This is a genomic window from Mesorhizobium sp. B3-2-1 (genome assembly GCF_006439515.1).
In the GTDB taxonomy this organism is placed as follows: domain Bacteria; phylum Pseudomonadota; class Alphaproteobacteria; order Rhizobiales; family Rhizobiaceae; genus Mesorhizobium.
This window is the reverse complement of the sequence record NZ_VFTI01000015.1, coordinates 53,329-77,438: the sequence shown is the minus strand read 5'-3', so window position 1 is coordinate 77,438 and position 24,110 is coordinate 53,329. Positions and strand designations below refer to the sequence as shown.

The window sequence follows — 24,110 nt, the reverse complement described above, 5'->3', positions numbered from 1 at the left end:
GGAGGGGGTAAAGGATGGGTACGGGCATGCTCATCGCCTCTGCGATGACGGTGCCCCATCCGTTCAGATTCGAGGATTTTCCATGCCCTATATCGCCGCTGAAAACCGCTACGAGAAAATGATCTACAGCCGCTGCGGGCGGTCCGGCCTCAAGCTGCCGGCGATCTCGCTCGGGCTGTGGCACAATTTCGGCGATGACACGCCGCATCGGACCAAGCAGGCGATTGTGCGCAAGGCCTTCGACCTCGGCATCACCCATTTCGACCTGGCCAACAATTATGGGCCGCCGCCCGGGTCGGCCGAGACGGCGTTCGGCGAGATCCTGCGCACCGATTTTTCCGCCTATCGCGACGAACTGATCATCTCGACCAAGGCCGGCTACGAGATGTGGGGAGGCCCCTACGGCGAATGGGGCGGGCGCAAATACGTGCTGGCCAGCCTCGACCAGAGCTTGAAGCGGATGGGCCTCGACTATGTCGACATCTTCTATTCGCACCGCTTCGATCCCGACACGCCGCTCGAAGAAACCATGGGCGCGCTCGACCATGCGGTGCGTTCGGGCAAGGCGCTCTATGCCGGCATCTCGTCCTACAATTCGCAGCGCACCCGCGAGGCCGCCGACCTATTGAGGCAACTCGGCACGCCCTGCGTCATCCACCAGCCGAGCTATTCGATGCTGAACCGCTGGGTCGAGGAAGACGGGCTGCTCGACACGCTCGAAGGGCTCGGCGTCGGCTCCATCGTGTTCTCGCCATTGGCGCAAGGCATGCTGACCGACAAATATCTTGGCGGCATTCCCGACGGCAGCCGGGCGTCCCAGGGCAAGTCGCTGAAGACTGCTTTCATCAATGACCGCACCATCGCCAACATCAAGGCGCTCAACGCGATCGCCGACAAGCGTGGCCAGACGCTGGCGCAGATGGCGCTGGCCTGGGTGCTGCGCAGGGGCAAGGTGACGTCGGCGCTGATCGGCGCCAGCCGGCCGGAGCAGGTCGAGGACTGCGTCGGCGCGCTCAAGGTGCTCGACTTCAGCGATGCCGAGCTGGCCGAAATCGACACTTACGCGCGCGAGTCCGACATCAATCTGTGGGCTGCCTCCGCCGAGCGCAAAGGCCCGCCGAGGAAATAGTCCGCCTCGCAAGGCGGCAAAGCAAAACGGCGGGACCTGTCCCGCCGTTTTGCATGGAAGCGGAACGTCGCTCCGCTATCAATCCTGCCGCCACCATTGTGCCGGCATGTCATCGACCGGCTCGGGATAGCAACAGAAGAGTAGCAAAGAAGGCGGTTCGTCGCTATCTGAATGGGATCAGGCCGTTTGCGTGAGCAAACAGCCCATGGATGGCGCAGGACAGGTTGGAACAGAGCCATGGCGGCAAGGGATGTGCTGACGAAAAACCAGCTGTGCGTGCTCGAGAAACTCGAGACCGCCAGCGGGCCGCTCAGCGCCTACACCTTGCTCGACCAGCTGCGCGAGCGCGGTTTTCGCGCGCCATTGCAAGTCTATCGCGCGCTCGACACGCTGGTGAAGTCAGGCTTCGTGCATCGGCTGGAAAGCATCAACTCCTTCGTCGCCTGCGCCGAGCCGCACGACCACAGTCACTCGATGACTGCCTTCGCCATTTGCGACAGCTGCGGGCAAGTAACCGAAATGTCCGATCACGACGTCGACCACCGGTTGAACGAATGGGTTAACTCGACCGGCTTCGCCGCCAGGAAGGCGGTGATCGAATTTCGCGGGACGTGCGCGAAGTGTTCGGCGCAAGCAGCCTGAAGGCCTTCGCTACCGTCAGTGCGCCTCGTCCCAGTTGTTGGCGGCCCGTGCGTCGACATGCAGCGGCACCGACATCGACACCGCCGGCATCGCCGCGTTTTCCATGACGTGGCGCACGACGGGGATCGTCGCCTCGACTTCCGCCTCGACCGTCTCGAAGATCAGTTCATCATGCACCTGCAAGAGCATGCGGGCGGACAGCTTGGCCTTGTCCAAGGCTTCCTCCATGCGGATCATGGCGCGGCGGATGATGTCGGCGGCGGTGCCTTGCAGGCGGGCGTTGATCGAGGCGCGTTCGTTGAACGCGCGGATCGAGGGGTTGGAGGACCTTATATCGGGATAGTGGATGCGGCGGCCGAAGATCGTCTCGACAAAGCCGTGCTCGCGGGCATAGGCCTTGGTCTCCTCGATATAGTCGCGGATGCCGGGGAAGCGCTCGAAATACTTCTTGATGTAGGCGCTCGCCTCCTCGCGCGGGATCGACAGCTGGTTGGCAAGGCCGAAAGCCGAAATGCCATAGATGATGCCGAAATTGATCGCCTTGGCGCGGCGGCGCACTTCCGACGGCATGCCCTGCACCGGCACGTTGAACATTTCAGACGCTGTGATGGCGTGGATGTCGGCGCCATCCGCAAAGGCCTGCCGCAATTGCGGGATTTCGGCGACATGGGCGAGCACGCGCAGTTCGATCTGGCTGTAGTCGGCCGACACCAGTCGGTGGCTCTTGTCGGTGATGAAGGCAGTCCTGATCTTGCGGCCTTCAGCCGTGCGCACGGGGATGTTCTGGAGGTTCGGGTCGGAAGACGACAGACGGCCGGTCGTCGTCGCGGCCAGCGCGTAGGAGGTGTGGACGCGCTTGGTTTCGGGGTTGACGAAGCCCGGCAGTGCGTCGGTGTAGGTCGATTTCAGCTTGGTCAACTGGCGCCAGTCGACGATCTTGCGCGGCAGTTCGTGGCCTTCGGCCGCAAGGTCTTCGAGCAGTTGCGCCGAGGTCGACCACTGGCCGGTCTTGGTCTTGGAGCCGCCGGGCAGGCCCATGCGGCCGAACAGGATATCACCGAGCTGCTTGGGCGAGCCGATATTGATGCGCTCGCCGATGAGCAGGTAGATTTCCTCTTCGAGCCGGGCTGCACCTTGCGCTAGCTCGCCCGAAAGCCGCGACAGGATTTGCCGGTCGACCGAAATGCCGCGCTGTTCCATGCGCGCCAGCACCGGCACTAGCGGCCGCTCGAGGCGTTCATAGACCGAGACCAGGCCCTTGGCGGCAAGCCGCGGCTTCAGCACCAGCCACAGCCGCAGCGTCACGTCGGCATCCTCGGCGGCGTGAGCGGTCGCCTTGTCGATGTCGACCTGGTCGAAACCGACGGAGCTCTTGCCGGAACCGGTCACGTCCTTGAGCTGAAGAGGCGTATGGCCAAGCCATTTGTCGGCCAGGGCATCCATGCCGTGGCCGTGCGGAGTGCCGGCGTCGAGCACGTAGGAGATCAGCATGGTGTCGTCGAAGGGCGCGACATCGATGCCGTAGCGGCTCATGATGACCAGATCATATTTCAGGTTCTGCGCGATCTTGAGGACCGACCTGTCCTCAAGCAGCGGTTTCAGCACCGCCAGCGCCTCGCGAAGCGGTATCTGGTTTTCGAGCGTGCCGCCGCCGAGCAGGTCACCGTTGCCGCTCTTGTGGGTGAAGGGAATGTAGCCGGCGCGGCCGGGTGCCGTGGCCATTGCCATGCCGATCAGTTCGGCCTGCATCGGATCGGTGGAGGTGGCTCGGACGTCGAAGGCAGCGATACCGGCCTCGCGCGCCTCGGCGACCCAGGCTTTCAGCGTCGCGATATCGCGGATGCACTGATAGGCCGAGATATCGATCTTGCGTGTCGCCGCGCTCTCCAGCCGCAATGCAGCGAGCAGCGAAGGGGTGTCACCCTGTTTTGGCTTTTCCGCCGTCTCGGCTTCAGCAGTCTGGCCAGGCTCGGAGCCCGCCCCGTTTCGGACAACGGGCGGCGTTCCGGCGCCGACATCGGGGCCATGCGCGTTATCGGCGCGTTCGACGGCCACGGCGACGGCCTGGACGTCGCCGGCCTCGGTGCCGGTCGCTTCCGCGACGCGGCGGGTCAGCGAGGTGAATTCCATGGTCTTGAGGAAACCGATCAGCCTCGGCCCGTCGGGCGCATGCAGCACGAAATCGTCCAGCCCCTCGGCCACCGGCACATCGTTCTTCAGCGTCACCAGCTGGCGCGAGATGCGCGCCTTGTCGGCGTTGGCGATGATCGATTCCCGCCTTTTCTCCTGTTTGATCTCGCTGGCGCGGGCGAGCAATCCGTCGAGATCGCCGAACTGCTCGAGCAGTTGCGCCGCGGTCTTTGGCCCGATGCCGGGCACTCCAGGCACATTGTCGACGGAGTCGCCGGTCAGCGCCTGGAGGTCGATCATCTTTTCCGGCGGCACGCCCCATTTCTCGACGACTTCGGGGATGCCGATCTGGCGATCCTTCATCGGGTCGTACATGCCGACCGTGTCGCCAACCAGCTGCATCAGGTCCTTGTCGGATGAGATGATGGTGGTGTCGCCACCGGCCTCGCAGGCCAGCCGGCAGTAAGTGGCGATGAGATCGTCGGCCTCGAAGCCTTCCATCTCGAGACAAGGGAGGTTGAAGGCCCTGGTTGCCTGGCGGATCAGGCCGAATTGCGGGATCAGGTCCTCGGGCGGCGCCGAACGGTTCGCCTTGTATTCGGGATAGAGGTCGTTGCGGAAGGTTTTCGAGGAATAATCGAAAATGACGGCGAAATGCGTCGGCACAATGCCCACATCGGTGTTGCGGGCATCCTGCATCAGCTTCCACAGCATGTTGCAGAAGCCGGAAACGGCGCCGACCGGCAGGCCGTCGGACTTGCGGGTCAGCGGCGGCAGTGCGTGATAGGCCCGGAAGATGTAGCCAGAGCCGTCAATGAGGAAGAGATGATCGCCTTTTTTCATGCCGGCAGGGATAGCGCGGCGCGATGGCTTGGTCCATGCCAAAGACATCGCCAGATACAGGTTCCGTCAACACCCTGACAGATCGGGACCCTGACAGATCGGCCTATACAAGCCCGCTCACGGGCACGTTACAAAAGTGTAACGTTCGTGCCCTTGAATCGCCATGTTCAGAGACCCAAATACGGCTCATCGGCAATTTTCGCCGAAGTCCGGAGCAAGGCCCGTCCCCCGCCTATACCGGACACCTGCGGCAGCCTATCCCCCCTCTCCGGGCTGCCGCATCGTTTCGAGTAAAAGGCCGCCGTGGTTCCCCCTCCACCACGGCGGCTTTTTTTGTCTGCGGCGACCGTCCTGGGCCGTGGTCCAATCGTCCCGGCTTTTCGTTTCGCCGCTCTGCCTTTACGGTTCCGGCACTGAATCGAAAGGCTATGCAAATGTCCGCAGTTTCCCCCGTCCTCGACCGTCTCGACCAGAACCTCGACCAGAGCCTCGAACGGCTCTTCGGCCTGCTCGGGATCAAGTCGATCTCCACCGATCCAGCCTATGTCGCCGATTGCCGCAAAGCGGCGGAATGGCTGATGGCGGAACTCAAGCTGATCGGCTTCGACGCCAGCGTGCGCGACACGCCTGGACACCCGATGGTGGTTGCGCATCACGACGGGCCGGCCGGCGCGCCGCATGTGCTGTTCTACGGCCACTATGACGTTCAGCCGGTCGATCCGATTGAACTGTGGGAAAACGACCCCTTCGCCCCCGCGATCAAGGAGGTCGAAGCTGGTCGCAGGATCATCACCGGGCGCGGCTCGGCCGACGACAAGGGTCAGCTAATGACCTTCGTCGAGGCATGCCGTGCCTGGAAACAGGTGCATGGCGGTCTGCCATGCCGGGTCACCATCCTGTTCGAAGGCGAGGAGGAATCCGGCTCGCCCTCGCTGAAGCCGTTCCTCGAGGCCAATGCCGAGGAGCTCAAGGCCGACTTCGCGCTGGTCTGCGATACCAGCATGTGGGACCGCGACACGCCGTCGATCTGCGTCGGGCTGCGCGGCCTGGTCGGCGCGGAGATCACGGTGAAGGCCGCCGATCGCGACCTGCATTCGGGCCTCTATGGCGGCGCTGCCGCCAACCCGATCCGCATCCTGGCCAAGGTGCTTGCCGACATTCACGACAAGGACGGTCATATCACCATCCCGGGCTTCTATGACGGTGTCGAGGAAACGCCATCGCAGGTGCTGAAATCATGGGAGACGCTGGGCGAGACGGCCGAAACCTTCCTCGGACCTGTCGGCCTGTCGATCCCATCGGGCGAAAAAGGCCGCTCGGTGCTGGAATTGACCTGGGCGCGGCCGACCGCCGAATTCAACGGCATCATCGGCGGCTACACCGGCAAGGGTTTCAAGACGGTGATCGCGGCGGAAGCCTCGGCAAAGGTGTCTTTCCGCCTCGTCCACAAGCAGGATCCGAAGAAGATCCGCGCAGCTTTCCAGAAATTCGTCAAGGAGCGCATCCCGGCCGATTGCTCGGTCGAATTCCATGCTCATGGCGGTTCACCGGCAATCCAGCTTTCCTACGACTCGCCGTTCCTGGCCAAGGCCAAGACCGCGCTTTCGGACGAATGGCCAAAGCCCGCGGTGACGACCGGCAGCGGCGGCTCCATTCCGGTGGTGGGCGACTTCCAGACCTATCTCGGCATGGAATCGCTGCTGGTCGGCTTCGGCCTCGACGACGACCGCATCCACTCGCCCAACGAGAAATACGAGCTCAGCTCTTTCCACAAGGGCCAGCGCTCCTGGGTGCGCATTCTGGACGCGCTGACACGGTAAGGCGGACAACCCTGGACGGCGGAAAACAACTTTCTGTTGATTTTTCCGCCGATCACGGCGAGGACGGGTCGACAGCGCAATGTGTCGGAGCGCGTGTGCGCTTCTTCGATGGATGCGCGACGCCGAAGGCCGCGACCCGGAGAAGACGATGAGCGATATCCGCTTCCATAAAAACGATCTGCCTGACCTCTCCCGCTACGATGTCGCGGCGGTGGCCATCGATACGGAAACGCTCGGCCTCAACCCACACCGTGACCGGCTCTGCGTGGTGCAGATTTCGCCTGGCGACGGCAGCGCCGATGTCATCCAGATCGCGCCGGGCCAGAAGAAGGCGCCGAACCTTGTCAGCCTGTTGAGGAACCGCACCATCACCAAGCTGTTCCACTACGGTCGCTTCGATCTCGCCGTGCTCTACAACGCGTTTGGCGTAATGTCCGAGCCGGTGTTCTGCACCAAGATCGCCTCACGGCTGACGCGCACCTACACTGACCGGCATGGGCTGAAGGACATCTGCTTCGAGCTTCTCGGCGTCGGCCTGTCCAAGGCGCAGCAATCGTCGGATTGGGCGGCCGAAACGCTGTCGCCCGAGCAGCTCGAATATGCGGCCTCGGACGTGCTCTATCTGCATCGGTTGCGCGACGTGCTGGCCGGGCGGCTGGCGCGCGAGGGGCGCACCAAGGAGGCGGACGCCTGTTTCCGCTTCCTGCCGACACGGGCCAAGCTTGACCTGATGGGCTGGGACGAAGAGGATATCTTCGCTCACAGCTGATGGCCCTCGTGGCGATCAACCGGCTGGAAGAAGGGGATGAGATGGCGGACAGAAAGCCGATATCGACCGCGCCGACCGACGGCTCCAAGGTCACCGTCACCTGGAAGGACAGTGATGGCGTCCTCAATGAATCCATAGCGCAATACCGCGACGGCGGCTGGTGGGTCTACACCGACAGCCACACGCAAAAGAAGGTCGAGCCGACCAGCTGGCGGCCCACCGCCGGCGACGACGACCAGTGAGCGCGCCCGCTGGCGAGGCTGGGGGCTTTCGCATAGGCTGAAGCCGTTGATATCGGGGCCGATTCGGAGCCTTCCGCTCCGTGCTCGTCCTCTTGCTCGGGGGAACCGCTATGGGTGCCGAAAGCCTTCTCGTCTTCATCATCATTGGTGCCATCGCCGGCTGGCTCGCCGGTGTTATCGTTTCGGGTTTCGGCTTCGGGCTGATCGGCAACATTATCGTCGGCATCGTCGGCGCGTTCATCGCCGGCTGGCTGTTCCTGCGGATCGGCTTCTCCATCGGCGGCGGCATCATCGCCTCCATCATCCACGCAACGATCGGCGCCATCATCCTTTTGGTGCTGGTCAAGGTCCTGAAACGAGCCTGAGGCTCGGCACGGCAAAAGGCGCGCCATGAAGCAGAACACGCTCTATCTCATCATTGGCGGGCTCATCGTCGTGGTCATCGCGCTGGGCGCCTACGTCTATCGCGAGCAGACCAGGCCGAAAGGCGTCGAACTCAAAATCGACGACAAGGGCATTTCGATCCAGCAGAACTGAGCCTACGCTCGACTGGCATGTCGTTTGATTCTCCGGATGGCGGGCAGCCTTTGATCGACAAGCGCGAGGGCAAGGTCGGCCCGAAATCCAGGGGCTGTGCGGGGGTTCGTCCGTGGTCGGGGTCTGCAAGACGGATCTTCCAATGCCCGAGCTCGGTGGGGGTTGCATGACGATACCTCCCGTCGCATTCAGGGCCAGCCAAGCCGTTCGGGCAGCGCTTTCGGCCATAAGACGCACCGAGGATCTGCGCTTTTCGCCCGGCAACCGGCTGCTGGCGATCGCCGCCTTCGCGCGCAAACGCTGCCTGCTCCTGCGTATCGATGTCGAGATGCGGCCTGATGGTCCTGACGTCACCATCCATGATTTCATGGAACTGAGGTCGGACGGCATAGGCGAGGTCCATGGCCTCGATTTCATCGATGACAAGACCCTGGTGGTTGCCAACCGCGATGGGCAGCTTGCGATATTTGCCCTGCCCATGGAAAGCATGGCGGGCCAGCACCGGGAGATCACCGCGCTTCGGCGGATCGACGGCAAGCCTTTCTGCAAACTCAGGACACCGGGCTCGGTCGTCGTCCGGCGCGAGTCCGGCGGCCGCGTCAGCCTGCTGGTCTGCAACAACTACACGCATCTGGTCACCCGGCACGTGGCCCTCCGCTGGCTTGGCCATCGGACAGTCAGGAACCAGCCATTGCTCAGCAACGGCCTCGACATACCCGACGGGATCGCAATCAGCCATGACGGCGAATGGATTGCCGTCAGCAGCCATGGCACGAGGGACGTGAAGCTTTACCGGATGTCCTCATCTCTTGGGCCGAAGAGCGAGCCTGTCGGCATCCTGCAAGATGCCGGCTTTCCACATGGCCTGCGCTTCACCAGGGATGACCGGCAAATCCTCGTGGCCGATGCCGGCAGCCCGGCGGTGCATGTCTATGAACGCGGCGACGGCTGGACCGGGCGACGCGGCCCTGTGCGTTCGGTCGGCGTGCTCGACGAGGAGACCTTTCTGCGGGGCAGGGCCAGTGTCGAGGAAGGCGGTCCAAAGGGTCTCGACATCGACCGTTCGAACAGTGTCGTTGCGGTCACCTGCGAGGAGCAGGCGCTGGCCTTCTATCCGCTGGCGTCGATTGTCGGAAAGACAATGTCGGGGATCGAGCCAGGCGTGGCGCATCCTTAAGCGCCTGATCGAGCGGAACAAGGCACCAGAAAGTGGCCATGCCTACTTCCGCGACCTGGCAGCAAAGGCCTTCATCCCCTTCTTGATTGCCCTGTGCGCCTCATCGGCATCCTGCCAGCCTTTGAACTTGATGGTTTTGCCGGTCCCAAGCACCGACGACAGAAAGAACTGTTCGATCTCGCGCCTGAGACGCTCGGGCACATGGTCCGCAGCCACCGGCTCGTCCGCAGCGTCTTCCCGGTGAGGACAGAAGACGTAACGGTCGTTGCGCAGGGCCTCGCCGCCCTGATCCTTCTGCTTGACCCGCAGCGCACCCAAAAGGTCGCATTTGATGACGGTGCCGGAACCCGTGGCGGCCTGATGGATGACAAGTCCATCCAGGGGATCGCCATCGTCCCCCAATGTGGAGGGAATAAACCCCCAATCGTAGGGGTACGTCATTCCGACCGGCAAAGGGCGGACATAGCCGAATACCTGGGTAGCCGGCTCATAGGCTACCTTGGCCGCTGCACCGCGCGGGGTTTCGATGACGACTCTGACAAGGCCCTTCGTCGTCGTCGGCAGCTTGAGATAGTCGGGCATGAGGTGCCTCTGTCGCGTTCCGGCTGGTCCGGGATTGGAACTCCAAGGCGCAATGAATGTTCCGAGGAACAGGCCGAGGAGGTTCCAGGAGATGACAAAGGCTTCTTTGCACTTGCTCAAGGGCGTGGGTTATTTGATTTCAACTCTGAGCGTTGTGCTGCTGGCCATCGTCAGTTGGTCAAGCGCTTCCAAAAGCCCGCTGCTGACCACCTGTCTGCTTGTCGGCGCGACGACGTCGATTGCCGGCATGTTCTGCCGATGGCTGACCTATGAGATCGAAAAACGCAGGGAAGACAATAAGGGCGCTCGTTGGGATCACCAGGTGACGGGAGAAGAGGATTAACAAATTCCTAACGGATTTCAACGGCTTGGCCGGAGGCCTGCTTAACCCGCCCTTAAATCGCCGCATCTACTCTTCAACCCGAGCGCCATTGGCACCGGGGACATCAAGCGCAGCGCATGGCGAACCGCAGAGACAGTCGCATCGAGCCCAGCTTCGAAGGGCCGCCACGAGCGAGATCCCAGACGGGTCTTTCGGTGAGCGAGGAGGACCGCGTCGTGCCGAGCAATCGCAAAGCCTCCGCCAAACGCAAATCATCGAAGGGGAAATCGTCGCGGGGAAGGCGCAGCGGAAGCGGGCGCGGCCTGTTCGGCGTGCTCGGCCGACTGGTCTACTGGTGTTTCGTGCTCGCCATATGGGGCGGCATCGCGGTGGCGGGCGTCGTCATCTATTACGGCGCCAAGATGCCCGCGGCCACGACCTGGTCGATCCCCGACCGTGCGCCCAACATCAAGATCGTCTCGGCCGACGGGCAGTTGCTCGCCAACAGGGGCATGAGCGGTGGTGAAGCGGTCGGCCTGCACGAAATGTCGCCTTATATTCCCGAGGCGGTGATCGCCATCGAGGACCGCCGTTTCTATTCGCATTTCGGGGTCGATCCGATCGGCCTGTCGCGTGCCATGGTGACCAACCTCATCGGTGGGCACTTCTCGCAAGGTGGTTCGACGTTGACGCAGCAGCTGGCGAAAAACCTGTTCCTGAAGCCTGACCGCACGCTGGAGCGCAAGGTGCAGGAGGTGCTGCTGGCGCTGTGGCTGGAGCACAAGCACACCAAGGACCAGATCCTCGAAATGTACCTCAACCGGGTCTATTTCGGCTCTGGCGCCTATGGTGTCGAGGCGGCCTCGCGGCGATATTTCGGCAAGAGCGCGCGCGACGTCACTCTGTCGGAAGCCGCACTCCTGGCTGGCCTGCTGAAGGCGCCCTCGCGGCTGTCGCCGGCGCGCGATCCCAAGGCCGCCGAAGAGCGCTCGCAACTGGTGCTCGCCGCCATGCGCCAGGAGGGCAAGATCAGCGAGAAGGAACTGAAGACGGCGCTGAGCGCGCCGGCGACGCGCTCGCCGTCCTACTGGACCGGCTCGGAAAACTATGTCGCCGACACCATCATGGAAGAACTGCCCGACCTGATCGGCGACGTGCGCGGCGATATCGTCATCGACTCCACCGTCGACCTGAACCTGCAGAAACTCGCCGAACAGTCGATCCGCCGGCTGATCGACGACAGCGGCAAGAAGCTTAACGTCACCCAGGGCGCGCTGGTGTCGATAGACGATTCCGGCGCGGTGCGCGCCATGGTCGGCGGCTACGATTATTCGACCAGCCAGTTCGACCGTGCCTCGGAGGCGCGCCGGCAGCCAGGCTCCGCGTTTAAGCCGTTCGTCTATATGGCTGCGCTCGAGGCCGGCCGTACGCCCGATAGTATCCGCAACGATGCGCCGATCAAGATCGGCAACTGGACGCCGGACAATTACGGCGGCAAGTACTTTGGCAAGGTCACCCTGGCGACGGCGCTGGCCAAATCGCTGAACTCGGTTGCGGCGCAATTGACCATGGAGGTCGGGCCGAACGCGGTCGTCGAAGCCGCGCACCGCATGGGCATCCAGTCCGATTTGCAGGCCAATACCTCGATCGCGCTCGGCACGTCGGAAGTGACGCCGCTGGAACTGACCTCGGCCTATGTGCCTTTCGCCAATGGCGGTTACAAACCCGACATCCATTTCATCCGCCGCATCACGACCGCCGAGGGTAAGGTGCTTTACGACGCCGCCGGCGGCGCCGCGCCACGTGTCGTAAAACCCGAGATCGTCGGCATGATGAACTCGATGATGACCGGCACGGTCGAGATCGGCACCGCCAAGAAGGCGGCCTTCGCCTGGCCGTCGGCCGGCAAGACCGGCACCAGCCAGAATTCGCGCGACGCCTGGTTCGTCGGCTACACCGCCAATCTCACCACCGGCGTGTGGTTCGGCAATGACGACGGCACGGCGATGAAGAAGGTCACCGGCGGCGCGTTGCCGGCACAGGCCTGGCATGAATTCATGGTCGCCGCGCATGAGGGCGTGCCGGTGCGGCCGCTGCCCGGCACCTGGAAGTCGACGCCGGCGGACACGATAGTACCCGACGACATTCCCTCGGCAGACAACAACCAGCCGGCACCGGTTCCGTCGGCTTCGGTTGGACAGCAAGCGCCGGCCGCGCAAGCGGCGGCACCGGCGACGCCAGCGCCGGTCCGTGCGGCGCGGCCTGCCCAGACCGTCGATGCCGATGGCTTCAACATGCCGGCGGATGGCGGCACCACGGCTTCGGTCGGACATCCGGTGCCGCCAGGCAGCGTCGGCGGTCCGCTCAAGAAGCGGCAGACCTCGATCCTGGATATTCTTGGCGGCGGCTGAGCAACCGGCTAGCGGCGTCAATCCGCCTCTCGCCACCCCGGCTGCGTTCGGCTACATGTCCAGCCCGGAGACCGCGACATGACCGAAACCGACACCAGAAAGACCATCGTGCTGACGGGCGCCAGCCGCGGTATCGGCCATGCCACGGTCAAGCGCTTTTCGCGCGAGGGCTGGCGCGTCATCACCTGTTCGCGCCAGGCCTTCGCCGAGGATTGCCCGTGGCCTGCCGGTCCGGAGGACCACATCAAGGTCGATCTCGCCGATCAGGAAGATGTCGGTATTGCGGTCTCCGAGATCCGTCATCGGCTCGAAGCGCATGGCGGGCAGTTGCACGCGCTGGTCAACAATGCCGGCATTTCGCCCAAGCTCGGGGATGGCAACAGCCGCATGGACTCGATCGACACGCCGATGCATGTCTGGCGCGACGTGTTCCAGGTCAATTTCTTCGCGCCGATCATGCTGGCGCGCGGCCTGTTCAAGGAATTGGCGGCGGCTAAGGGCTCGATCGTCAACGTGACGTCGATCGCCGGCACCCGCGTGCATCCCTTCGCCGGCACTGCCTATGCGACGTCGAAGGCGGCGCTCGGCTCGCTGACACGCGAGATGGCGCATGACTTCGGCCCGCACGGCATCCGCGTCAACGCCATCGCGCCGGGCGAGATCGATACCGCGATCCTATCGCCGGGCACGGAAAAGATCGTCGAGACCATCCCACTGCGGCGCCTGGGCACCACGGCGGAGGTCGCCGACATCATCTTTTTCCTCTGCTCAGGTCAGGCGTCCTACGTCACGGGCTCGGAAATCCACATCAATGGCGGCCAGCACGTTTGAACTGGTCGACTTCAGGCTGGGGCCGGCTCAACTGCCGATGGTGAGAACGGCCTTGCCGCTGATGCCGCGCTGGCGCAGTGCGTCCAGGGCCTGTCCGATTTCCGTCCATGGCACGGTCAAGGCGATGCGGGTATCCAGCCGGCCAGCGACGACCAGGGTGAGCAGCGCGGCGATATCAGCGCCGATGGCCGAACCGGACGTGTAGTAGGCGAACGTCTGAAGCCTCGCCCCTTCGTGACCCGGAACGAACTGACGGAACCCAACCGGCGTGAGTTCACCACTGCTCGAACCGAACATGACGATTGTGCCGCCAGGGGCGACGCGTTCGATGGCGTGTGCGAGGCTCTTGCCGCCGACCGACTCGGTGATCAGCGAAAACGGTCCCTCGGCGAACTCGATCGACTCGACGATCCGATCGGCGCCCAGTCCACGCAGATCCTCGTGGTGCCGGGCGGCGGCGATGGCCGTCACCGACGCGCCTTGCTCGCGGGCGATCTGGATCTGGAAGCGACCGACGGCACCGCTTGCACCGGTGATCAGGATCTTTAGGCCGGCCAGGTCACCGCCATGGCGCAAGGTCCTGAGCGCCGTCGTGCCCGCCACCGGAAGCGTAGCTGCCGAGACGAAGCTGACCTCATCCGGCAGGACGGCGAGACGGTCGGTTGAAACGGCGACCCGTTCGGCCCAGCCTGCCTGGTCGACCAGAGCCGCGACCCGGGTGCCAGCGGCCGGCCCGGACCCATCGGCGGCCGCGCGTTCGACAATCCCAACGATATCCTGGCCGGGTATCCAGCCGTTCGAGCGGATGGTCAGCAGGCGCAGTTCCCCCCGATTCAACGAGCTTGCGTGCACCGAGACGAGCGCCTCGTCCTCAAGGGGCCGAGGTTCTTCGACCTCGGCGAGCCTCAATCCGGTGGCGCTGTCGGAAGATATGACTAAGGCGAGCATGGTTACGGACCTTCTTGCTGGAGGCCGGAACTTTATCGGCCTCCCCGCTTGAAGAATTTGGCTATCCTGGCATTTAATCGCTAAAAGCAGTCAATCATGAGACAGCCTCTTCGCTACCCATGGCCCAATTTCGATGTCGATGACGTGCTGGCGCCGGCCATCGCCGTGCGTGTCGACGTCACCGAGACCAGAGCGGAGGTACCCGCCCATTGGCACCGCAAAGGCCAGCTCGTCTTTGCGCTCGGAGGCGGCGTCACATGCCGCGTTCCGAGCGGCTTGTGGATGGTGCCGCCGCATTGCGGGGTATGGATCCCCGGCGCCATGGAGCACAGCAACATCGCGACGGCCAATGCCCGGATATTCTTCGTCTACATCGAGCCGGGAGCCGCCGAATTGCCGGACCGGTGCTGCACGCTTTCGATCTCGCCGCTGCTGCGCGAACTGATCGTCGAGCTGTCCGACAGCGTGCAGGACGATCAGGCAAGGGATGATCTCTTGACCAGGACCCTGCTTGCAGAACTGCCGCGCATGCCTGTCCAGCAGCTGCATCTGCCGATTTCATCCGAGCCGCGCTTGAGGCGGATCGCCGAGGCGCTGGCGCAAGACCCTGCCGATCGCAGTACGTTGGCACAATGGGCCAACCGCGTCGCGCTCAGCGAAAGCAGTCTGGCGCGTCTCGTCGTCAAGGAGACTGGCTTGAGCTTCGGGCGCTGGCGCCAGCAATTGCACCTGATCGTCGCCATTCGGGAGCTGGCGTCCGGTGCCAGCGTGCAGCAAGTCTCGGGCGATCTCGGCTATGGCTCGGTTACTGCCTTCATCACCATGTTCAAGAAGGCGCTTGGCAAGCCCCCGGCAAAATACCTCGGCGATGTCGCGCAAAATGGCGGTTCGGCATTCGTGGCATGATTGAACGGCCTGTGGGCACGTCGGCTCAGGCAGCGGACGGTTCCCCGACCCGCGGCTTGTGGCCAAGCACCTCTTCGACAATGCCGCGCGCGATCTCGCGTTCGCCCATGATCACGGTATCGGCGCCGAGCCCCTTCAGATGCTCGACCTCGGCGTCGGAATGGGCGCGGGCGATGACATTGATGTTGGGATTGGCGGTGCGTGCCCGCAGCACGATCTGGCCGGCCTCGAAGGCATTGGGGATGGCAAGGATCAGCCGCTTGGCGCCTTCAGGGTTGGCTGCGGCGAAGACTTCCGCATTGGCGGCATTGCCGGCGATGGTTTCGATGCCATCTGCTTTCAGCTTCGCCAGCGTCTTGTCGGCGTCCTCGATGACGAGGAAAGGCTGTGCCGCTTCCTTCAGCGCGGCACCGACCAGGCCACCGACCCGGCCATAGCCGATGAGGATGGCATGGCCGGCAAGGGTCGTCCTCGGCGGAGGACCGTCTTCCTTGCTGGAGGTTGCGGCGACGGAGGCCACCTGGCCCGGTTCCGTCGCCGGGCCGACCGGCTTGGTGTCCGCCGGCGGCGCCGTCCTGATGGCACGGGCCTCGAGCCACGGCTTCATCCAGTCTATGACCAGGAACATCAACGGGTTGAGCACGATCGACAGGATGGCGCCGGCCAGGATCAGGTCGCGGCCTTGCTCGGGCAGGAGTTTCAGCCCGACGCCGAGTTCGGCCAGAATGAAGGAGAATTCGCCGATCTGCGCAAGGCTGATGGTGGCGATAAGGGGCGTGTCATGCGGCATTGTCTATGGAGCGCCTTTCAAGCCAGCGATGTCGGATATGCGCGGCCCTAAGCCGCCGCCTGTTTCGCAACATGGTGGAAGGCGTAACTGTGATGCAACCCGCAAAGGGTGCGAAAAGCGATGGCGCGGCGACAAAATGCTGGACCGGGGACCGAGACGCCGCCGATCTGCTTGAGCCGGCTATGATATTCGCCTTGACGACCAATCCGTTGCTGGCGATCAGGCTGCCTGCAACAGCGCCTCGATCTCGGGGATGCCGTGGTTGGTCATGGTCTTCGGGATTTCGGCCGTCACCTTGTCAGCTACCTCCTTATGCAGCTTCTTGCGCATGGCGCCGAGTACCACTGGTGGGGCAACAAGCACAAGGCTGTCGAACTTGCCGTCATGGGCGAGTTTGTAGAGCCGGGCGGCAATCTCCTCGGCGAAGCGTTCCTTGCCTATGCGATGCCAGTCGGTATCCTCGACCGCGCTGCGGTGCATGGATGGGCCATCATTGTATCGGCCGGGGCTGTCGCTTCCCTGTTCGCGTGTGGGCGGGTTTTCCTGTTCAATCACCTGCACGACTTCAAGATTGGGAAACTTGGTGTCGCCGCCGTTCTTGAGCAGGAGCGCCTTTTCACCGTCGGCCACCAGAACCCAAATGCCATGCTTCAGTTTGATCGTGTTCATGAGGACGCTCCTTGTTGCGTGGTGGCTATACCGGGAACGCGTTTCCGCCCGTCAACGTTCCAACCCCCGCCACGGACCGAATAACCGTGCAGACCGGGCGCCGAACATGAAATCGTCACCAGACGACTTTAATCTACTAAAATGGTAGAAATTGGAAAAAACTGTTTTCCGGACAGGTCGCAGGCAGCTAGAAGCGCCTGAAATCAAGGTCGATTTCGGCGACCTGGCCTGGCCAAAGGCATGGGCGTGGAATATTTTTCTCTTGCCCTTCGCGGTTGCGAAAAAGCGATTGCCTGCCATCACCGGATGCGCGAGTGCTTTGCTTCTGCTTTTTTACGCCTGGGCGTAAAACTGCGAAACTGTTCCCGGATTGCTATTATCATGCCGCAAGCCACCACCAAGCTCAACGCCTTTCCCGTCTTCATGCGGGTCGAGGGCGAAGCCGTGGCCATTGTCGGCGGCGGCGAGGAGGCTCTGGCCAAGGCGCGGCTGATCGCCCAGTCGAGTGCCGTTCTGCACATCATCGCCAGCGATGCCGAGCCGGAGCTGTTGACCTTCATCGCCGAAACCGGCGCGAACCATGTGGCCCGCGCGTATGTTGCCTCGCAACTCGAAGGCGCCGTGATGGTGTTCGCCGCCAGCGGCGACGAGGCGCTCGATCGGCGCGTAGCCGCCGACGCGCGCCGGCTGGGCATTCCTGTCAATGCCGTCGACCGGCCGGACCTCTGCGATTTCTTCACCCCGGCGCTGGTCAACCGCGCACCGGTCGCCATTGCCATCGGCACCGAAGGTGCGGGTCCGGTGCTGGCGCAGATGCTGCGCGGCCGCATCGACCGCATGCTGTCGCCGTCGCTTGGGGCGCTGGCCGCGCTTGCCGCGTCGTTCCGCAATGCCGCCGCGAGATTGCCCAGGGGCAATGTGCGCCGCCGTTTCTGGAGTGACTTCTTCGGCGGAGCGCCAGCGCGCGCCATCGAGGCCGGCGATTTTTCGCAGGCGCACGAAGCCGCCGCCGATCTGCTGTTGTCCGACGCGCCGGTTCGCGGCCACATCGCCCTGGTGGGCGCCGGTCCCGGCGCCGAGGACCTTCTCACGCTGCGGGCGCATCGTCTGCTGATGGAGGCCGACGTCATCGTCCATGACGCGCTGGTGCCGGAGGCGGTCGTCGCCATGGGGCGCCGCGATGCCGAGCGCTTGCCGGTGGGAAAGCGCAAGGGCTGCCATACCAAGAGCCAGGCCGAAATCAACGCGCTGCTGGTGGAGCTTGGCCTTGAGGGCAAGCGCGTCGTGCGGCTGAAGTCGGGCGATCCGCTGGTGTTCGGCCGCGCCGGCGAGGAGATGGCGGCGCTTCGCGATGCCGGCATCGCCTATGAGGTGGTTCCGGGCGTCACCGCAGCCTTCGCCGCTGCCGCAGATTTCGAACTACCGCTGACGCTGCGCGGTGTGTCCTCCTCGATGGTGTTCACCACCGGCCACGATCTCAAGGGCAATTCGTTGCCAGACTGGGCCAAGCTCGCCATTTCCGGCGCTACCGTCGCCGTCTACATGGGCCGCTCGGTCGCGGCCGAAGTCGCCGGTCGGCTGATCGAGGCCGGCCTGTCGCCGGACACGGCGGTCGCCGTGGTCGAGAATGCCAGCCTGACCAATCGCCGACGCTTCCACGGCACGCTTGCCGACCTGCCGTCGCTGGAAGCGCGCGCCGATCTGTCCGGCCCGGTCATGACCATCATCGGCGACGCCGTCGCCGGTGCCAATTTCGAGCGGTCCGAGCCGCTCGCGGCACACAGGCATGAGAGTGCGCCCGTAGCGGCCGCCGAGGGAGTTCAGCCATGAAGATACTGACCGCCAATCGCCTCGGCGACGGCATTGCCGTCTGGTACGCCGACGGCGGCTGGGCCGAGACGGTGGACCATGCTGACCTTGCCCACGACAAGGCGGCCGAGGATCGGCTGGAGGCCATCGGCGCCAAGGCCCACGCCGACAATGAAGTGGTCGACGTCAATCTGATCGATGCGGAAGTCGTCGGCGGCGTCGTCGAGCCGGTGCGGCTGCGCGAGAAGATCCGCGCCGCCGGTCCCACCATCCGCAACGATCTCGGCAAGCAGGCTGCGCAGGCAGCCTAACCAGACACGGGCGGACGCGCCCTGAAAGACTAAGCATGTACCGTTACGATGAGTTCGACCACGATTTTGTCCAGGCCCGCGTCGCCGAGTTCAGCGACCAGGTCGAGCGCCGGCTGTCCGGCGAGATCACCGAGGACCAGTTCCGGCCGCTCAGGCTGATGAATGGCGTCTATCTGCAGCTGCACGCCTATATGCTGCGCATCGCCGTGCCCTATGGCACGCTGAACGGCAAGCAGCTGCGCATGCTTGGCCACATCGCCCGCAAATACGACAAGGGCTACGGCCATTTCACCACGCGCCAGAACATCCAGTTCAACTGGCCGGCGCTGTCGGATATTCCAGCGATCCTGGCGGACCTGGCCAGCGTGGAGATGCACGCCATCCAGACCAGCGGCAATTGCATCCGCAATGTCACCGCCGACCATTTTGCCGGGGCGGCCGCCGACGAGGTCGCCGATCCGCGTCCCTATGCGGAAATCCTGCGGCAATGGTCCTCGGTGCATCCGGAATTCTCTTTCCTGCCGCGCAAATTCAAGATCGCGGTGACGGGAGCCGAGCGCGACCGCGCCGCCATACAGACGCACGACATCGGCCTGCACCTGAAAAAGAACGCCGCCGGCGAGCTCGGCTTCGCCGTCTATGTCGGTGGCGGCCAGGGCCGCACGCCGATGGTGGCGCGCAAGATCCGCGACTTCCTGCCGGAGGCCGACCTTCTGTCCTACTGCACGGCGATCCTGCGCGTTTACAATCTCTATGGCCGCCGCGACAACAAGTACAAGGCGCGCATCAAGATCCTGGTCCACGAGACCGGCGCCGAGGAAATCACCCGCCAGGTCGAGGCCGAGTGGCAGGAGTTGAAGGACGCGGAGCTGAAGTTGCCGGAGGCGGACATCCGCGCCATCGAGGCCTATTTCGCCCCGCCGGCGCTGGCCGGGCGGCCGGACGGCGATGCGGCCGTCAAGCTGGCGCGGCTGGATTCCAAGGGCTTCTCGGACTGGCTCGACCAGAACGTGGTGACGCACCGCCACCCCGACTACGCGGCGGTGACGATCTCACTCAAGGGTATCGGCGAGGTGCCGGGCGATGCGACCGACAGCCAGATGGAAGCGGTCGCCGACATTGCCGAGAAGTATGCCTTCGACGAGCTTCGCGTCAGCCACGAGCAGAACCTCATCCTGCCGCATGTGGCGCGCGCCGACCTCAAGACGGTCTATGACGCGCTGGTCGACATCGGGCTGGCGACGGCCAATTCCAACCTGATCTCGGACATCATCTCGTGCCCGGGCCTCGATTATTGCGCGCTGGCGACCGCGCGCTCGATCCCGATCGCACAGGAAATTTCGCGTCGCTTCGCCTCGCTGGAGCGGCAGCGCGAGATCGGCGAGCTGAAGTTGAAAATCTCGGGCTGCATCAATGCCTGCGGCCACCACCATGTCGGCCATATCGGCATCCTCGGTGTCGAGAAGAAGGGCTCCGAACTCTATCAGGTGACACTGGGCGGTTCGGCCGACGAGAACACTTCGGTCGGCGAGATCATCGGCCGCGGCTTCTCTTCGGAGGAAATCACCGACGCCATCGAGCAGATCGTCGACACCTATCTCGGCCTTCGGCTCAATCCGCAGGAAAAATTCATCGACGCCTACCGCCGTGTCGGTCCCGCGCCGTTCAAGGAGGCGCTCTATGCTGGCGAAGCCAAGGCCGCTTGACCATATCGTCGACGTCGATGACGGCATCGCCGCCAAGGCGGCGGGGTTAGACGCACTCTACGGTCATCTCAGCCCGATCGAGGTCATCGAACGATCGGCCAAGGAACTGTTTCACGACGAGATCGCCGCCGTGTCTTCGTTCGGCGCGGATTCGGCGGTGCTGCTGCACATGATCGCCAAGATCGACCGCACGCTGCCGGTCATCTTCCTCGATACCGGCAAGCATTTCGAGGAGACGCTCGGCTATCGCGACGCGTTGGTCGCCGATTTCGGGCTGACCAACATCCGGGTGATCAAGCCCGACGAAGCGGCGCTCGAACGGATCGACCCGACCGGCAATCTGCACCAGAACAACACCGACGCCTGCTGCGACGTGCGCAAGGTCGAGCCGCTGGCACGTGGCATCGCACCCTTCCGCGCCTGGTTCACAGGCCGCAAGCGCTTCCAGGCCTCGACACGGGCGGCACTCCCTGTGTTCGAGGCGGTCGGCCCGCGCATCCGCATCAATCCGCTGGCGCACTGGACGACATCGGACCAGGCCGACTACATGCGCGCGCATGCGCTGCGCGAAAATCCACTGGTCGCCTACGGCTATCTGTCGATCGGCTGCTTTCCCTGCACGCAGCCGGTGCAGCCGGGCGAGGACGCGCGCAGCGGCCGCTGGGCCGGGCACGCCAAGACCGAGTGCGGCATTCACCTGTCGGGACTGGAAGTGTCGCTGACCGACGCATCACTGTAGGGTATGTTGCAATTCAGGTGAGGCCGGCCCTGCAAACGGCGGTTTCCTGCGCTTCCGTTGCTCGCGTGCTTCAAGTACGCTCCGCTCCGGTTCTCGGAAGCAGCCGTTTTCGACGCGGCCTGACCTGAATTTCAACACACCCTCGAGCTCTTCGAATTTTAGGAATTTTGATGACTGAACCGACGACACCGGAGACCCGGCTCTGGACCCCAGAGGGTTTTCGCGAAGACGAGTGGACCCATGCCGAGAGCGCCGATGCGCTTTCCGGCAACGGCCGCTTCATCCTGCCGTTGCAGGCGTTCCTCGATCTCGACCCGGAGGTGCGCCACTCGGCGAAGGAGCGGCTCGGCGTCCTGCTGCAGCCCGGCGATCAGCTGGAGAAGATCGTCGACCTGCTCGACCAGTTGTCGCTAGTGGCGCTGGCCTTTCCGGCCTTCGGCGACGGCCGCTCTTTCTCCAAGGGCGAATTGCTGCGCGGCCGCTATCATTTCACGGGCGCGCTGCGTGCCACCGGGCAGGTTCTGGTCGATCCGTTGCCGCACATGCTGCGGCTTGGCTTCGACGAGTTCGAGATCTCGAATCCAGTGCTCTTGAAGCGCCTGGAAGAGGGCCGTACCGGCGGGTTGGGGCTTTACTACCAGCCGGCCGCCATAGCGGAGCCCAAAGGCCCGAAATATTCCTGGCGCCGGGTTCGCGGCAACTGACTCAGTTCTGCACGCCTATACCGTAATCGATATGATGAGGGCTGACGCCTGATTGCGCTGCTGGTCGAACCAGTGGGACTATTTTCGTTTTTCTATGAAGGGCCCCAAGGCCCCTTCAATCGGGGACGGCGTAAACTGGTCGTACCAATTGTGCGATTTGCGCTTTTCCCCACGTGATCCCGCCTTTAGGATAATGCTGTTATTTCGCGGCCGGAAATAAATTGCCAAAAGGGAGGAACCGGAAATGGCTGGCAAGAAGATACTGATGCTCGTTGGCGAGTTCAGCGAGGAATATGAGATTTTCGTCTTCGAACAGGCCATGCATGCCGTCGGCCACACCGTGCATGTCGTCTGCCCGGACAAGAAGGCTGGCGATGTGCTGAAGACATCGCTGCACGATTTCGAAGGCCACCAGACCTACACCGAAAAGCCCGGCCACGATTACATCCTCAACAAGACGTTTTCCGAGGTGGATCCGGCCCAGTACGATGCCGTCTACGCGGCGGGCGGGCGCGGCCCCGAATACATCCGCATCGACAAGCGCGTGCAGGCGCTGGTGCGGCACTTCCATGAGACAGGTAAGCCGATCTTCACCATCTGCCATGGCGTACAAATCCTGATCGCGGTCGACGGCGTGGTGCAGGGCAGGGAGGTGGCGGCGCTTCACTATTGCGAGCCGGAAGTCACGCTGGCCGGCGGCATCTATATCGACGTCGCGCCGAACGGGGCTCATGTCGACGGCAATCTCGTTTCGGCTAAGGGCTGGCCGGGCCTGTCCAATTTCATCCGCGAATGCCTGAAGGTGCTGGGCACCGAGATCCGCCATGGCGAGATCCTGATGCGTGACGAGCGGCAAGCGGCCTGAGGCTATGAGAACCGGCTGCTCGTCCACGCTTCTCAAATCAGGTTGGAAAGCTTGGTGCTGCTTCCACGCCGGCCCTTCGGGCGTTGTTCGAAAAGCCAAGCAATTGGCTTTTCGTCCGCTGTGCGGACCACGCCTCACCTCGTCCCCGCGAACCGGGAAAAGGCAGGCGCTACAGCGCCGCGTGCGCCTCGCGGAACGATATCAGCTTGCTGCGGCTTTCGTCCCACAAGGCCAGTTTGACGCAGCGCAGGCTCTCAAGCAGCGTGATGCGGCCGATGCCGCGCAGCTCGGGATAGTCCCGCAGCACTTCCTGCAGCCGGTAGCCGGGCACCCTGGCGGAGAGGTGGTGGACGTGGTGAACGCCGATATTGCCGGTGAGCCAGTTCAGCACCGGCGGCAGGTCGTAGTAGGAAGAGCCGTGCAGAGCGGCGTGCTGGAACTCCCATTCCTCATCCTTCGCCCACTCGGTCTCCTCGAACTGGTGCTGGACATAGAACAGCCAGATGCCGGCCGAGCCGGCGAGAATGACGATCGGCAGATGGACGATCAGGAACGCGCCGGGACCGATGACCCAGATGAGGATGGCCGCGGCAAGCGCGATGCCTAGATTGGTGGTCATCGACGACACCCAGGGCGTCAAGCCGCCGCGCATCATGCCGATGGGCAGCCTTTGCGAAAAGATGAACAGCCAGATCGGCCCCAGGCCGAACATCACCAGCGGATGGCGGTAGAGACGATAGGCCAGGCGACCCCGCCAGGACATCTGCCGGTACTCGGCGACGGTCAGCGTCCTGATGTCGCCCATGCCGCGCTCGTCGAGATTGCCGGCGCTGGCATGATGCGTGGCGTGGGCACGCCGCCAGCAGTCGTAGGGCGTCAGCGTCAGGATGCCCAGCGCGCGGCCGATCCAGTCGTCGGCATGGCGATTGGCAAAGAAGGAGCCATGGCCGCAATCGTGCTGGATCATGAAAATCCGCACCAGGAATCCGGCCGCGGGCAGGATGAGGATCAGTCCCCACCAATGACCATAGGCATAGGCCGCGGAAGACAGAGCCCACAGCGTGGCGAAAGGAATGAGGGTGATGGCGAGTTCGAGTGCGCTGCGCCGCCTGTCAGGCTTCTTGTAGCGCGCCAGGACCTTGAGCCAGGCGCGCTTGCTATTGGCCGCCGCTTCGGGTGAAATCATGTTCATCAGAAAGCATAGGCAGGGTGTGCCGCCACCGCAAGA

Annotated in this window: 23 protein-coding genes and 1 pseudogene; 18 read left to right on the top strand and 6 right to left on the bottom strand. The window is 63.6% G+C overall.

Features of this window, described 5'->3' with window-relative positions:
* The first annotated feature begins 82 nt into the window (after positions 1–82).
* Together mgrA and FJW08_RS17075 are read left to right on the top strand one after the other, a co-directional pair.
* Positions 83–1,129 (top strand): L-glyceraldehyde 3-phosphate reductase, encoded by a 1,047-nt coding sequence (gene mgrA / locus FJW08_RS17080; protein WP_140811578.1) that lies wholly within the window; start codon positions 83–85, stop codon positions 1,127–1,129.
* 237 nt (positions 1,130–1,366) lie between these two features.
* The gene (locus tag FJW08_RS17075) at positions 1,367–1,771 is read left to right on the top strand and encodes a Fur family transcriptional regulator (protein WP_140756338.1); all 405 of its coding nucleotides are present in this window, start codon (positions 1,367–1,369) and stop codon (positions 1,769–1,771) included.
* A 15-nt stretch (positions 1,772–1,786) separates the two neighbouring features.
* On the opposite strand, the gene polA is transcribed toward FJW08_RS17075, so the two are convergent.
* Entirely contained in the window at positions 1,787–4,744 is a 2,958-nt protein-coding gene (gene polA / locus FJW08_RS17070) for a DNA polymerase I (RefSeq protein WP_181182950.1), read from the bottom strand.
* 428 nt (positions 4,745–5,172) lie between these two features.
* Between polA and FJW08_RS17065 the strand changes: the two genes are divergently transcribed.
* The 6 genes from FJW08_RS17065 to FJW08_RS17040 all read left to right on the top strand — a co-directional run bounded on the left by FJW08_RS17065 (position 5,173) and on the right by FJW08_RS17040 (position 9,289).
* Entirely contained in the window at positions 5,173–6,564 is a 1,392-nt protein-coding gene (locus tag FJW08_RS17065; protein WP_181182949.1) for a M20/M25/M40 family metallo-hydrolase, read from the top strand.
* Between the two features lie 148 nt (positions 6,565–6,712).
* On the top strand, positions 6,713–7,333 hold the full coding sequence (locus FJW08_RS17060; RefSeq protein ID WP_140756332.1) for a ribonuclease D: 621 nt from the start codon (positions 6,713–6,715) through the stop codon (positions 7,331–7,333).
* Between the two features lie 41 nt (positions 7,334–7,374).
* The gene (locus FJW08_RS17055) at positions 7,375–7,575 is read left to right on the top strand and encodes a hypothetical protein (protein WP_140756330.1); all 201 of its coding nucleotides are present in this window, start codon (positions 7,375–7,377) and stop codon (positions 7,573–7,575) included.
* A 110-nt stretch (positions 7,576–7,685) separates the two neighbouring features.
* Positions 7,686–7,940 (top strand): GlsB/YeaQ/YmgE family stress response membrane protein, encoded by a 255-nt coding sequence (locus FJW08_RS17050; protein ID WP_140811574.1) that lies wholly within the window; start codon positions 7,686–7,688, stop codon positions 7,938–7,940.
* Between the two features lie 25 nt (positions 7,941–7,965).
* The gene (locus FJW08_RS17045) at positions 7,966–8,112 is read left to right on the top strand and encodes a hypothetical protein (protein ID WP_140811573.1); all 147 of its coding nucleotides are present in this window, start codon (positions 7,966–7,968) and stop codon (positions 8,110–8,112) included.
* A gap of 166 nt (positions 8,113–8,278) precedes the next feature.
* Entirely contained in the window at positions 8,279–9,289 is a 1,011-nt protein-coding gene (locus FJW08_RS17040) for a lactonase family protein (protein ID WP_140811572.1), read from the top strand.
* A 42-nt stretch (positions 9,290–9,331) separates the two neighbouring features.
* Here FJW08_RS17040 and FJW08_RS17035 read toward each other — a convergent pair whose 3' ends face one another.
* Positions 9,332–9,871 carry an inorganic diphosphatase gene (locus FJW08_RS17035; protein ID WP_140756320.1) on the bottom strand — a complete coding sequence of 180 codons (540 nt, stop codon included), beginning with the start codon at positions 9,869–9,871 and terminating at the stop codon, positions 9,332–9,334.
* A gap of 91 nt (positions 9,872–9,962) precedes the next feature.
* On the opposite strand from FJW08_RS17035, the gene FJW08_RS17030 reads away from it, so the two are divergent.
* From FJW08_RS17030 to FJW08_RS17020, 3 genes are all read left to right on the top strand, one after another.
* Positions 9,963–10,214 carry a hypothetical protein gene (locus FJW08_RS17030; protein ID WP_140811571.1) on the top strand — a complete coding sequence of 84 codons (252 nt, stop codon included), beginning with the start codon at positions 9,963–9,965 and terminating at the stop codon, positions 10,212–10,214.
* 116 nt (positions 10,215–10,330) lie between these two features.
* Entirely contained in the window at positions 10,331–12,604 is a 2,274-nt protein-coding gene (locus tag FJW08_RS17025; RefSeq protein ID WP_140811570.1) for a transglycosylase domain-containing protein, read from the top strand.
* A 78-nt stretch (positions 12,605–12,682) separates the two neighbouring features.
* Positions 12,683–13,435 (top strand): SDR family oxidoreductase, encoded by a 753-nt coding sequence (locus tag FJW08_RS17020; protein WP_140756313.1) that lies wholly within the window; start codon positions 12,683–12,685, stop codon positions 13,433–13,435.
* Between the two features lie 27 nt (positions 13,436–13,462).
* Here FJW08_RS17020 and FJW08_RS17015 read toward each other — a convergent pair whose 3' ends face one another.
* Entirely contained in the window at positions 13,463–14,383 is a 921-nt protein-coding gene (locus tag FJW08_RS17015) for a zinc-binding dehydrogenase (RefSeq protein WP_140811568.1), read from the bottom strand.
* Positions 14,384–14,479: 96 nt separating this feature from the next.
* On the opposite strand from FJW08_RS17015, the gene FJW08_RS17010 reads away from it, so the two are divergent.
* On the top strand, positions 14,480–15,289 hold the full coding sequence (locus FJW08_RS17010) for a helix-turn-helix transcriptional regulator (protein WP_140811567.1): 810 nt from the start codon (positions 14,480–14,482) through the stop codon (positions 15,287–15,289).
* A 25-nt stretch (positions 15,290–15,314) separates the two neighbouring features.
* Here FJW08_RS17010 and FJW08_RS17005 read toward each other — a convergent pair.
* Positions 15,315–16,046 (bottom strand): annotated as a pseudogene (locus FJW08_RS17005) (NAD-binding protein); the annotation flags it as partial.
* Positions 16,047–16,298: 252 nt separating this feature from the next.
* Positions 16,299–16,748, bottom strand: a complete 450-nt coding sequence (locus FJW08_RS17000) for a host attachment protein (protein ID WP_140811566.1) — start codon at positions 16,746–16,748, stop codon at positions 16,299–16,301.
* 381 nt (positions 16,749–17,129) lie between these two features.
* Between FJW08_RS17000 and cysG the strand changes: the two genes are divergently transcribed.
* The 6 genes from cysG (at position 17,130) to FJW08_RS16970 (ending at position 22,882) form a co-directional block, all read left to right on the top strand.
* Positions 17,130–18,578: a siroheme synthase CysG gene (cysG, locus tag FJW08_RS16995; protein WP_140811565.1), complete on the top strand. Its 1,449-nt coding sequence runs from the start codon at positions 17,130–17,132 to the stop codon at positions 18,576–18,578.
* On the top strand, positions 18,575–18,868 hold the full coding sequence (locus FJW08_RS16990; RefSeq protein WP_140811564.1) for a DUF2849 domain-containing protein: 294 nt from the start codon (positions 18,575–18,577) through the stop codon (positions 18,866–18,868). Before cysG ends, FJW08_RS16990 begins: the two co-directional genes overlap by 4 nt.
* A gap of 35 nt (positions 18,869–18,903) precedes the next feature.
* Positions 18,904–20,574, top strand: coding sequence for a nitrite/sulfite reductase (locus FJW08_RS16985; protein WP_140811563.1), 1,671 nt, complete (start codon positions 18,904–18,906; stop codon positions 20,572–20,574).
* On the top strand, positions 20,549–21,313 hold the full coding sequence (locus tag FJW08_RS16980; RefSeq protein WP_140811561.1) for a phosphoadenylyl-sulfate reductase: 765 nt from the start codon (positions 20,549–20,551) through the stop codon (positions 21,311–21,313). The genes FJW08_RS16985 and FJW08_RS16980 overlap by 26 nt, the downstream gene beginning before the upstream one ends.
* 170 nt (positions 21,314–21,483) lie before the next feature.
* Positions 21,484–22,017: a DUF934 domain-containing protein gene (locus tag FJW08_RS16975; protein ID WP_140756296.1), complete on the top strand. Its 534-nt coding sequence runs from the start codon at positions 21,484–21,486 to the stop codon at positions 22,015–22,017.
* A gap of 244 nt (positions 22,018–22,261) precedes the next feature.
* Complete coding sequence (locus FJW08_RS16970; protein ID WP_140811560.1) at positions 22,262–22,882, top strand: DJ-1/PfpI family protein; 621 nt, start codon at positions 22,262–22,264, stop codon at positions 22,880–22,882.
* Between the two features lie 169 nt (positions 22,883–23,051).
* Here FJW08_RS16970 and FJW08_RS16965 read toward each other — a convergent pair whose 3' ends face one another.
* Positions 23,052–24,074, bottom strand: a complete 1,023-nt coding sequence (locus tag FJW08_RS16965; protein ID WP_140811559.1) for a fatty acid desaturase — start codon at positions 24,072–24,074, stop codon at positions 23,052–23,054.
* Positions 24,075–24,110 lie beyond the last annotated feature (36 nt).